The following is an 11862-nucleotide window of genomic DNA, read 5'->3' on the forward strand; positions in this document are numbered from 1 at the left end:
CCCCGGTCCGGCACCCCGGCCGTGGGTCCCGAGCTCGCGGCTACCGGGGGCGCCGGCATTCTCGCGTCGGCCCCCCGGTCAACCCCCGCGTCATGCGCCCGGGTCACGCAGCGCCTTGAGGGCCATGAGCCACTCCTTGCTCGCATCGTGCAGCTGGGACCGCGCCTGCTCGGCGGCCGCGTCCTGACGATCCAGCTCCGCGCGGGCTGACTCGATGCTCGTGCCGAGTTCGGGCACGCGTCGCGCCGCTGCCCTGAGCTCACGGGAGCCGAGCAGTCCGCGGGCTGACTCGGCGCGAGCCCGGCGGGCCTCCTCGCCGCGTTCGAGAACTTCGGGCAACGCCGCGACGCTGTCGGTCAGCACGTCGAGCAGCGCGGTGACGGCCGCATCGTCGGCGACGCGATCCTCGCGCGGCGCCTCGTCAGCCTTCGACCGGCGGCGGGGCTTGGGCTGAGGCTTGGGCTTGGACGTGGGAGTCATGATGCTGCCTCTCTCAGATGCCGATGACGTTGAGGGCGTCCCATGGCGGGGGGACGGGCGCGCCGTTGAGGAACAGGATCCCGGTCGAGATGTTGCCGAGGACCGACGCCCCCGAGAGGAACAGGTCGGTCGTGGGCTCCCTGCCGCCCCAGAACCGGTTCTGGGCGACGGTGCCGGTCTCCGCGCGCAGGCGCAGCGCGGTCGTGCCGAACTCCCGGTTGCCGCGGATCTGGTTCGAGGTGACGATCGCATCGCCGCGCAGCCCGACGATCATCGCGGGGGGCGCATCGGCGGCTCCGCCGGCGACGATGTTCGCGTCGACGGTCACGAGCGGGGCGACGATGCGGGCCGATCCGACCGCCGCCGCGGCGGCGACTCCGAAGACCAACGGGCCGAGTCCGGTCACGATGCCGCCCGCTTTCGTGAGGCCGAAGTCGAGTTCGCGTTCGTCGCCGCTGCCGACGAGCAGCCCGATGAAGCGACCGCCGTTGGGGTCGAAATCGGGGTCCGCGGGGTACCTGCGCGACGCGTTGCCTTCGATCTGAGAGCGGGCGAAGCCACGCACGGCGATGCCGATCTCGCCGCGGCCGCCGTCCACCGGACCCACGCGCTCCACGGTGTTGCCTGCGACGCGCGACTCTGTGACGGCGACGACGTCGATCCCGATCGATTCGCCGCCCATGCTGCGCGCCGTGCCGACACCGCGCACGGTGTTCGATTCGACGGAGGCGTGCGCGGCGTTGACGACGCGGATCGCGAAGACCCCCGCCGCCTCGTCGGTGTCGCGGGAGCCGATGTCCATCAGCGTGTTCCCCGAGACCGTGGCGATCTCGACCGTGGCCTTCTCGTCGATGACGATGCCGTGCTGGGCGAGCTCCACGCGGTTGTGGGTGACCTCGAGCGTCTGCACCGACGCGTAGTCGACGATGCCGTGGCCGCCCAGGCCGCGGACGCGATTGCCGTCGATGCGCACCACGTCGCGCACGAGCTCGCCCGGGGGTGTCGGCACGATGGCGATGCCGTCGGTGCGAGCCGGCTGGTCGGAGCGCGGCGCGCCGATCTGGTTGCGGGTGATCGCGAATCCTCCCTCCGAGACCGAGATCCCGGTGCCGCCGACGATCACCGTGTTGTCCTCGATCGCGAAGGAGCTGCCGGGGATGACCGTGCTGGGATAGACGAAGCCGGTGGCGACGATGCCGCCTTCGCGCGCCCGGATGACGGTGTTGTCGGCGACGCGGTTGGCGAGGAGGAACGCGGTGGTGCCATCGAGCCGCATCCCGAAGTCGCGCCCGATGACGATGTTGTCGCTCGCCTCGAACTCGGCGACGAGCAGCACACGTCGCCGATCCTCCGCGCCGGCGCCTGCATGGCCGATGCCGGTCGGACCGGCGACGATGTTGTCGCGCAGGGTGGTGAGCAGCGCGGTCCCGGCGAGCGCGATGGCGGATCGCGACGGGCCCTCCTGTGCGAGGACGAGGGCGGTGACGCGCTCCACCCTTGCCGCGACCGTCGTGTCGAGCACCACGGCGGAATCGTTCGCGGCGAGGACCGCGAGATCCTCGATCGTGACGAACCTGCTCTTGGTGACGACGAACCCGTCCGAGGCCGACGCCACGACGATGGATCCGGCGCCCTGTCCGCGGATGCGCAGCGACGTCGCACCGTCGACGCGCACCGGCTCACGGAGCGGGTACAGCCCGATCGCGAGGCAGACGGTGCCGCCGCCCGCGGCCTTGACCTTGTCGACCGCGTCCTGGATGGTGAGCTCGCCGCTGACGTGCGACACCGGCGTCACGCAGACGGTGCACTCGCAGCCGCATTCGTCGCAGTTGCCTTCACCGGGCGTCGGCCACTTCGGCCGGCAGTCGGTGACACCGCCTGAGGTGAGGATGCCGAGCCGGACGTAGTGGTGATGGATGCCGAGCGGCGGCGCCGCATCGAGCAGCGGGTCCGGACCCGAGATGTCGCCCGCCGCATCCGCCGCTCGCGCGGGCACGATCCAGTGGTCGCCGGTGCGGAACGCTCCGCCGGCGGAGGAGAACCCGACGACGAGCCCGTGCTCGAGCACGATCCGATCGGCCGCCGTCGCCGGAACCGGGATCGCGCCGGTCGCGGCGGCCTGGTCGAGGTCGACGACCGTGCCGCCCGCGGTGTTCTTGACGACGCCCACCTGATCCCAGCGGCGCACGCGGAGGTGGCGCTCGGCCGCCTCGTCGATCGTCAGTCGGAGGTCGGCGGGAAGCGCCGACCCGGCGAAGGCGATCGTCCCCTCGGCGTCGTCGACCTCGATGCGGCGCAGCTCGCCGGGCTCGCCCCGCAGCTCGCGGTGGTCGTCGACGACCTCGACCCAGTCGCCGTCGTGGAAGCCCAGCACGTCGTCTCGGCCCAACGACGCGGGGCGCACCGCGGCGCCGGCGTCCAGGACCTCAACGACGGCGCTCGCCACGGAACCGTTGTCGCGCGACCACTTGAACGACGCGGTTCCCGGTTCGCCGGGATCGTGGATCTCGATCCGGTACGTCTGGTGCTCGAGCCCGCGGTACCCGCCGGTCGGCGGCAGCTCGCACGGGTCGTCGTCGGCGACCGAGATCGTCTCCACCGTGACCCGTGCGCCGGAGGCCGCGGTCAACGCGGTCCACCCCTCGATGTCGTCGTCGGGGGTCCCGCACGTCGTGCCGGCGGGCGCCGCGAAGTGCTTGACCTGCCACACCGTCTGTGTGCGCGCCGTCGTGTCGACGCCGATCGCGGGCTCGATCAGACCCGGCTCCTCGAGGTGTGTGACCTCGCGCGGCCATACGTCGAGGTACACGAGGTGGGTGCCGTCGGCGGGGAGATCCGGTGGGGCGGGCAGGTACGGCTGCGCCGAATAGGTCACGGTGTCGGGCCCCACCGATTCGGCGAGGATCGGGTCGAACGTGTCGCCGGGTTCGGCGCCGTGGTTCTCGACCAGGAGGCCGTCGACGTAGAGCCGCCCGCGGCCGATCGCAAGATCCCCGCCCGCAAGCGAGAGCGCGAAGGCGTCCGGCGTCACTTTCGACACCGCGGCCGTGCCCTGGATGCCCGGCTGGGGCCCGGGACCGTCCAGGTCGGCGACGTTCGCGCGCAGCCGCCGCTCGAGGATGGCGACGAGTTCGTTCCAATCGCCGTCCAACAGCAGACGGCCCTGCTGCAGCACGACGCCGGAGTGATCCTTGCGTGCGTCGAACGGCACACTGCTGAGGTCAGCACCCATCAGTTCGTCCCCTTCCCGGATTCATGTCGCGAAGACGCGGTCGGCCGCGAGGCCGAACCGCAGGTACTCGTCGAGGCGGATGCGCAGGTTCGCCTCGCGCTGCGGCGCGTAGAGGCGGTGCGTCACACCCATCTCGCCCTCGTCGTCGGCGCCCAGCCGGATGCGGTCGGGCGTGCCCTCGTGCAGCCGCAGGTAGTCGTGGTCGCCGTAGCGCATCGAGCCGAAGCGCGGGCGAGAGGCCCGCTGCACCGCGAGAGGGTCGTCGGGTCGGGGCGCGCAGTGGAAACGACGTCCGGTGCGCGACCCGTCCGGCAGGAACGAGTACCGCACGCACCCTTGCTGTTTCCGCTCGGCGTGCACGGGGTGCGGCCGAGGGTCGCCTTCGGCCGGGGCAGCGACGAGCAGCGAGTTCGAGGCATCCAATCGGATGCAACGGATGCTGCCGACGACCGTCGACGCGACGATGTCGAAGTCGCCGGCGGCCGCGGTGCCGTCGCCCGTCTCCCAGTCGGCGACGGAGGACACCGAACGCGGCGACGTGCCGTCGCGGCCGGTGATGGCCACGCCCGTCCGCGACGAGGCGTCCACGATGGAGTCGACGATCTCGATCGCCGCGCCCTCGACCGCGATGATCGGTCCCATGACGCTGCGTTCGATCCGTACACAGGCGAACGGGTCGAGCACGATCAGGCTCGCCCGGGTGGGCGAGGCCGGCGCCCCGGTGGTCGTCCGGGTGATGCCCGGCACGAGCGTCGTGTCGCGGATGACGATGGTGCGGCGCTCGCGATCAGGCGGGTCGATCTCGTCGAGCACGACGGGGGCACCCGAGACGAGCAGGCCGTCGAGCACCACCGTGCTCTTCGCCGCCATGTCGAGCCTCAGCGGCGACGAGAGCTCCAGCGAGGGCCGCGCGACGGCATCGGCGGCGAGGCACACCGCCGCGTCGTCGCCGGCCGTCGGATCGGGCGTGAGCGCGGTGATCGTCACACTCTGCGCATAGCGATCGGAATCGACGATGAGCACGGTGCCCGCCTCTTGCGAGAGGTCGAGTTCCGCCTGCAGGGATCCGCCCGCCGAGGCCGTGCGGCGGGGGAAGGGGAGCGGGTCGTCGCCCCGGCGGCGGTTGCCCGCCCCGACGGGCACCGCCATGCCGATCGAGAAGGTCGCGAGCACCCGTTCGTCGGCGGCGAGCGGGTCGCCGAACCAGACGCGGCCGAGAGAGGGGTCGATGTGCACGTCGCCCGCCGCGGGCTCGTGCGCCCAGGCCCCGCCGCCGCCCGGCACATCGGACAGGTCGGCGAATCGGACCACCGCGAGCGGGATGGGGGCAGGTTCGCCGCCACCCGTCTGCCGTTCGAGGAAGATCGACCGGCGCGCCCGCGACATCGTCGGCCCGTAGACGGCGGGTGCGTGGTCGGCGGCCCACCGCACGGTGAGAGGCTGCGGCACGTCGGGCGGCTCCGCGAGGTGCGCGATGTCGGTCTCGATCCGCGGCTGGCTGAACAGCCGCACATCGGCGCCGAGCGGGTCGAACCGGAACCTGCGGCCGTCGGCGGACGGGTCGGGTGCGAGGGGCGAGCGCTCGATGAGCACCGGCTGCGTGCGCCAGAGGAAGATCGGCACTTTCACGATGCCGTAGCGACCCCGCCGCTCCCGCCAGGTCGAAGCAAGGGGACGGGCGTGGGCCGTGTGCGCGAGGTCGTCGAACGCGGCGCCCTGCTGCGCGACGTGGTGGAGGGCTTCGTGGTCCCGCAGTCCCGCGCTCGCCGCCGCATGCGGACGCGTGTGGTTCAGGTACTGCGTCGTCGCGACGCGTTCGAACGACTCATACACGCGGGCGGGCCACCCGGTGACATCCCGGGCGAGCTGCTCGATGACCGCGGCGGTCCCTTTGCGACGGCGATAGGCGACCGTGTTCGCGACCTCGGCGCGCGGCGAGACCACCTCGGGCACGACGCCGTGGATCGGCCGGTACCCGACGACGCCGCCGACGTACGGCGTCGCCCATGGCGCGGCCGTCTCGACGAACTGGTCGTCGTACAGCTGCGCGAGCTCCTCCGCGAGCACCTCGAGCTGATCGCCGAAGACATCGAGGAGCTCGGCGAGCACGCCTCCCGCCTCGCCGTCGCGGAGGCGATAGACCGCCGGCAGAAGCTGCCAGAGGTGCGCGGCGGCCGTTCCGGCCTCGGGCTCGGTCATGGCATCTCCTGGAGGGGCGGGAAGGGGTCGGACGAGAGCGCCAGCAGCTCGGAGCCGAGCGGATCGGGCACCGCGAGAGCCGCGGATGCCGCGACCAGGCGCTTCGCGAGACCCGGTCCGGTTCCGCGGTGGAACTGGTCGAGATCGATCCCGACGACGCCGACGACGGATGCGGCGACCGCGACGAGCTCGGAGGCACGGACCGGATCGCCCAGCTCGCGGGCGACCGCGCCGAACGTGTCGCGCAGAGCATGCTCGAGCGACACGAGCACCTTCCCGCGCTCGCGATCGGGGTCGGTGTCGACCTTGAGGGCGATCCGGAAGTCCACCAGCCGGACGGGCACGACCGAGACCCGCACGAGCGGATCGCCCCAACGCCGGAGTTCGCGCTCGAGCCGCTCGACGATCTGTGCGGGCGGCGCCGCGCCCGCAGCATCCGTCACCGTCACGACGATGAGCGGTCCGCCGTTCGCCGGCAGCACGTCCGCCCGGGCCTTGCCGATGCCGGCGAACGCGAGCGAGAAGTCGGCGTAGTCGAGGAGCGAAACCGTGCGGCCGAGGGTGCGCACGGGGATCGGGATGGCCCGTCGTGCGTCGGCTTCGGTCTCAGGGTCCACGCCGCCGACGGCGGGCGCGGGGTTCGTCACACCCCGCAGTCCGAGCGGTCGGTCGAGGGCGATTCCCAGCTGGTCCTTGCGGACGTTGCCCGCCGCCCCGACGCCCTTGCGGTGGCGGGCCCGCACGTTCGTCGATCCCGACGACGGCCGCGCGCCGTGGACGCCGTCGCCGAACACGACGCTGATGCCGCCGTCCGGGTCGTCCCGGGTCTCGTACACGCGATCGGTCGCGCCGGCGGTGGCTGTCGTCGGCACCTCGGTCCAGCGCACATCGTCGACGCGCACTTCGAGGGTCGACGCGGTGCCGCGCGGTGTCTCGGCACGGACGAAGGTGAGGGGGGACTGCTGCAGGCGGTACGCGGCGAACGGCACTCGGGCGTCACCCGAGCCGAGCAGCTGCGTCACGGTCTCGCCGTGCGTCGCGCGGGCGGCGTTGCCGAAGACGACGGCGGAGGAGCGGGTGGGGGCGATCGTCGGCGCGGACGCGAGCGTCAGAAGCGTCCTGCCGCTCGCGACGGGGTCGGCGGATGCGACCAGGACCGGCTCGCTGACCGCCGTGCCCGCAGCATCCGTCCCCGACAGGATCACCGTGCGTCCCGCGATCATCTCGTGCGCGTCCCCGTCGACGAGGAGCGTGGTGCCCGAGATCGCGGAGGTGACGGGAACCCCGGCGAGCGTCAGAGGCTCGGGGACGGCGAGCACCGTCACGTCACGCGGGGAGAGGTCGACACCCAGGGCGGGCCCCGTCAGGCCGAGTGCCGTCGTCCTGCCGGTGACGCCCCAGATCGCGAGCGAGGCCTCGCGCACGGTCGCGACGCGGAACCGGCCGTTGGTCGCCGCCGCGTCGAGCACGAGCCACGATCCGATCGGGATCTCGGGGTGGGCGCCGTCGAGGAACGCCGAGGTCGTGTCGCCGGAGGACGTGGTCGCGAGGAAGCCGCTGTCGGTGTCGGGATTGAGGTACGTCGGCGGGTCGGCCTCGGGGTCGGCGAGCACCCAGACGGGGGCGTTGTGGGCGAAGACGGCGAACCGGCGGCGGAAGACGAACACCCGCAGGTCGGTGATGGGCATCGAGGGCGGCATGGTGGATGCGACGCCGCCGGTCCACGTGACGTGCGTCACGCCGGCCTTCTCGACCACATCAACGGAGTCGAGGTTGCGAAGGTCCCACTCGGTGCCGAGCTCAGGCCCCGTGAACAGGAGAACGTCGCCACGCGCGAGCCCCAGGGCGGTGCCTTCGAACCACGCCTCGGTCGGCGCGGCCACCTGAGGGAAGGGGAGGGTCGGCACGACGGGCAGAGCGTTCCACTCGGGGCGCGCCTCGATCTCTTCGACGGTCTCGAACGTCTGCGGCTGCTCGTCCGGCCCCGGCACGCTCTGCACCCGCAGCCCGACGGGCAGCGTGAGCGCGGTGGGCACGGCGGGCGGAGCGATCCCGGGATCCTTCATCGACTCGGGCAGGGGTGCCGGCGGCTTCTCGAGCGAGAACGCGAGGGCGGCCTCGGCGGCCGCACCACGACCGAGGCGATACGCGACGAGGGCGCCGAGCTCCTGCAGCGACGTGCGCTCGGCCGCGGTGCCGAGATACGCCTCGTTCGCGAGGCGCTCCGTGTAGAACGTGAGGATGTCGGCGGTCACGGCGAACGCGTCGAGGAGCGCGATGGTCGCGTCGTCGGCGTCGCGGGTGCGCAGCCCCCGCAGTGCCGGCCGCGCCTCGTGCGGCTGGGGCGGGTCGATGGCGGGAGGGATCGCCTGCGTCGGCGGACTGGTGTCGCGGGAGAGCCCCGCGATCATGGCCGAGAGGAAGTCGCCGTGCGTGCCCGCGCGGTACCGGATGGACCGCAGGCCCGGACGGTTGGCGACCGGCAGCGGCGGTGCGGCAGCCGCGCGGCACGCGGCGCAGCCGCAGGCCGAGTGATGGGCGCTCATGATCCGCCTCCGTAGGTCAGCGCGAGCACCCCGCGCTCGGGGAAGTCGGGATCGTCGTCGAGTCTCGCGATCTCGAGGCGCCCCATCGGCAGGACGCCCGAATCGATGCCGCTCGACCAGGGCTCGTGCTGTCGCTGGAAGCTCAGGACCTCCACGGACTCGACGCCCGGCACCGCGTGAGCGGCCGCGAGGATCGTCGAGAGGTAGACGGGCCTGCCGAACGTGAAGCGGTCGGGGTGGAACAGCCCCAACCGCCCGTCGGGCAGAACCGCGTCCGACAGCGCCGCCCGCAGCTCGCGGGCGACCGAGGAACGGTGGTGGCCGTGCTCGACGCACACGAACAGCGAGACGTCGAGCGGCACGAACGCCGGCCCGTCGACCTCGAGGTCGTACCCCGCCATGCGATAGCGCTCGAGCTGTGCGCGCAGCGCCGCCTCGAACCCGGCGTCGACCCCGCGTCCGCCCCGGCGATCCGCCGTGACGAACACCGTGTGCCACGACCCGGTCCAGCGGAACGTCGCCTCGGCCTTCTCGACTCCGGGATGCAGCTGCGCTTTGGCCGCGTAGTCCGAGGTCGTCACCGCCCGTTCCTGGATCGACAGGGTCGCCGGGGCGTCGCGCCGGATCTCGTCCCCGGTCTCGGCGTCGACGCCGCCGAACGCCGCCATCGGGTTCACGACTGCGACGAGGTCGGTCTCGTCGCCCACGAGGTACGCGAGGCTCTCGCGCCCGATGTTGCCGGCGACGCCGTTGCCGACGCGGTAGGTCGCGCGGAACGCGGTGCCCTCCGGTGGCCGGGCGCCGTGCTCGTCGTCGCCGAACCTGAGCAGCACCGTCCCGTCGTGCTCCTGCTCGACCACGAACGCGCGGTGCTCGCCGTCGCTCGCGATGAGATCGGGGCTCGGGTTCCAGTCGTGCCCGGCGCCGCCGGGCTCTTCGCCCGTGAGCGTCACCGCCGGCGCCGCGGAGCGGAGATCCCCGGACCGGGCCGCGGAGGCCGACTCCCACTCCTCGAGAACCTCGAGCGTGTCGTCGGTGACGTTCTCGCGCAGCAGCCAGGCGCGTCCGCCGAAGCTCAGGGAGTGCAGCATCCCTGATCCCCGCACGATGGCCTCGTCCCCGATCTGCGCGATGCCCGCGGCGGCGAAGAGCGCCTGCAGCTCATCCTTCGACGCGCTGCCCTGCAGCTCCGCTCGCAGAGCCGCGGTGAACGGGGCCGTCGCAAGCACCTCGCGATCATGGACGACCGTGCGCGTGAGCGGCAGCTGCATCAGCGAAGGGCGGTACCGGGCGGGAACGCGCTCGCCCTCGTCGTCACAGTCGGCGCCGGCCCGCACGAGTCGCGAGAGCGGCACGGCCCCCAGCGGCTCGCCGTCTCCGCTCTCGCCGGCGACGGTCGCCCCGTGGTCGGCGAGCACGATGTTGCCCCACGCGGCCGCGGTCTCGATCCCGTCCACGGCGATGCACAGCGCGGCGGGAAGGGCATCGTCCTCGTGCCAGCGGATCTCGGTGACGTCCTCCTCACCGCCGTCGAAGAGGGTGCCGGAGGGGTCCTTCGACGCCCGCACCTCGACCAGTCGCACGGCGAAACGGCGGCTCGGGTCGGCATCCGCCGCAACGCGCGTCGAGGGGGAGACGGTCTCGGCGAGCACGAGCACCTCGCCCGCGCGCAGCGCAGGGTGATCGCCCCGCAGCGTCGCCGATGTCGTACCGGGCCTCAGCGTCTCGTCGAGGCGCCCCCAGGTCCAGAAGCGCAGCTCGGAGAGGTCGTGGTCGAGCAGCGCGCCGTGCACGGTCTGGAACTCGACAGGCTGCGCGTCGATGACCCGCTCGTAGTCGCGCGTGTCCTTCTCCAGGCGCTGGTCGTCGACTCCGGGAACGCGCGTGAGCAGCCGCGTGCCCGCCGCGAGAGGGACGTCGACGGCGCCCTCGCCCACGAGGACCCGCACCCAGACCCGGGCGCTCGCGCCGTCGTGCACGCGGTAGTCGACGAGGCGCGCGTGGCGGCGCAGTGAGATGCGGCTGCGGGCAGTGCCGAGGTAGGCCTCGGTCGCCACGGCGTCCTGCCGATACGACAGCTCGTCGGCGGCGTAGGCGAGTAGCTCGACGAGCATGACGCCGATGTCGGCCGACGACCGCTCCGTCCATCCCGGTGCGAGCAGCGCCATCCGCTCCAGCATGACCCGGCGGAAGCCCTGATAGTCCTTCGCGAGGTAGTCGATCGGCGGCGGATGGTGCACGCCCGCCGGGCAGGTGCACGGCCGGAGGCAGTCGAGGTCGCTCGGGCACTCCACCTTGAACGAGAAGGGCACACCTGCCAGCAGCGGGTCGAAACCCGTCGGCGGGTCGGTGGTTCCGGGCGTGCGCACGCGGAGCGTGTACAGGGAGAAGTCGCCCCACCGTGCCGTGCGCACGACGAGCAGCGTCGCGGGGTCGTCGTACCCGTCGATGAGGTCGAGCTCGGAGCCGGTGAGGTCCGTGCCGGCCTTCGCCCACTCCACAGCGACGGGGCGGATGCGCTCGCCGCCTTCGAGCGCGATCCACGTGCGGTCGAGGCCCGCCGGCACCGCCAGCAGCAGGCGGACGACGAGCGTCCGCTGGCGCAGCGCGTCGTCGGGCTCGTCGTGGTCGCGCACCTCGAGGAACTCGATGCCGTTGAGCAGCCCCGCGAGCTTCACCGCCATGAGGCGGCGCTGATCGCCGCACGTGTAGCAGGTCATGGCGACACCCCCGGCGGGGTGCGGAACGTCTGCACCTCGTGCGACCCGGTCGCGCGCACGACGTACGCGATCGTCGCGACGAGGGCTGCGTCCTGGGCTTCGACCTCGACCGACTCGATCGCGATGACGTTCGCGAGCTCGTGCTCGAGCGACGCCTGGATCAGGAACTGGGATGCCGCGGCCGCTTCCGGTCCGCCGGGTGCGAAGACCTGCGCGAGCAGCCCCGCCCCGAACTCGGGCCGCATGACGCGCTCGCCGGGAGATGTGAGCAGCACCTGCTCGATGAGGTCGCGCACGTGCTCGTCGCGCCCGGTGGTCGCCGTGCGCCCGGTGCCGTCCACGGCCCACGGGAAGTCGAGCGTGCCGCTCATGACGCGACCGCCCTCGGCTGCACGGCGCCCGGGATCAGCGGCGCGCCGGTCGCGACGGTGATGGACGACCCGGTCGCGATGGCGACGGGGACGCCGCCCGCCAGCACCCGGACGGCTCCGGCGACCCATTGCCCGCTGACGTCGAACGGGCCCGACGACGTCGAGAGGGAGCATCCCGCGATCGCGTACTGCGTCGCGAGCGTGACGACGGGCGCGCCCGCCACCAGCACCCGCGGGAAGGGTGACACGGCCGTCGCCACCCCGCCGTGCGAGCACAGCACGGAAGAGGCCTGAGTGAGCACGGGTCCCGGCAT

At 72.7% G+C, this 11862-nt stretch carries 7 protein-coding genes; all 7 read right to left on the bottom strand.

The features are described from left to right. Positions 1–90 precede the first annotated feature (90 nt). Genes Q9R33_RS06000 through Q9R33_RS06030 form a run of 7 tightly spaced genes read right to left on the bottom strand, consistent with a single transcriptional unit; the run spans position 91 to position 11862 of the window. Positions 91–480, bottom strand: coding sequence for a hypothetical protein (locus Q9R33_RS06000; protein WP_311293149.1), 390 nt, complete (start codon positions 478–480; stop codon positions 91–93). 13 nt (positions 481–493) lie between these two features. Then, entirely contained in the window at positions 494–3712 is a 3219-nt protein-coding gene (locus Q9R33_RS06005) for a DUF6519 domain-containing protein (protein WP_311293150.1), read from the bottom strand. Between the two features lie 21 nt (positions 3713–3733). Then, entirely contained in the window at positions 3734–5911 is a 2178-nt protein-coding gene (locus Q9R33_RS06010; RefSeq protein ID WP_311293151.1) for a hypothetical protein, read from the bottom strand. Continuing rightward, positions 5908–8457, bottom strand: coding sequence for a baseplate J/gp47 family protein (locus tag Q9R33_RS06015; RefSeq protein ID WP_311293152.1), 2550 nt, complete (start codon positions 8455–8457; stop codon positions 5908–5910). Before Q9R33_RS06015 ends, Q9R33_RS06010 begins: the two co-directional genes overlap by 4 nt. Beyond that, positions 8454–11177, bottom strand: coding sequence for a putative baseplate assembly protein (locus Q9R33_RS06020; protein WP_310245803.1), 2724 nt, complete (start codon positions 11175–11177; stop codon positions 8454–8456). Before Q9R33_RS06020 ends, Q9R33_RS06015 begins: the two co-directional genes overlap by 4 nt. After that, positions 11174–11548 (bottom strand): GPW/gp25 family protein, encoded by a 375-nt coding sequence (locus tag Q9R33_RS06025; protein WP_310245805.1) that lies wholly within the window; start codon positions 11546–11548, stop codon positions 11174–11176. The genes Q9R33_RS06020 and Q9R33_RS06025 overlap by 4 nt, the downstream gene beginning before the upstream one ends. After that, on the bottom strand, positions 11545–11862 hold the full coding sequence (locus Q9R33_RS06030; protein WP_310245807.1) for a hypothetical protein: 318 nt from the start codon (positions 11860–11862) through the stop codon (positions 11545–11547). Before Q9R33_RS06030 ends, Q9R33_RS06025 begins: the two co-directional genes overlap by 4 nt.

The sequence above is a fragment of the Microbacterium sp. PRC9 genome, assembly GCF_031844125.1.
GTDB lineage: Bacteria > Actinomycetota > Actinomycetes > Actinomycetales > Microbacteriaceae > Microbacterium.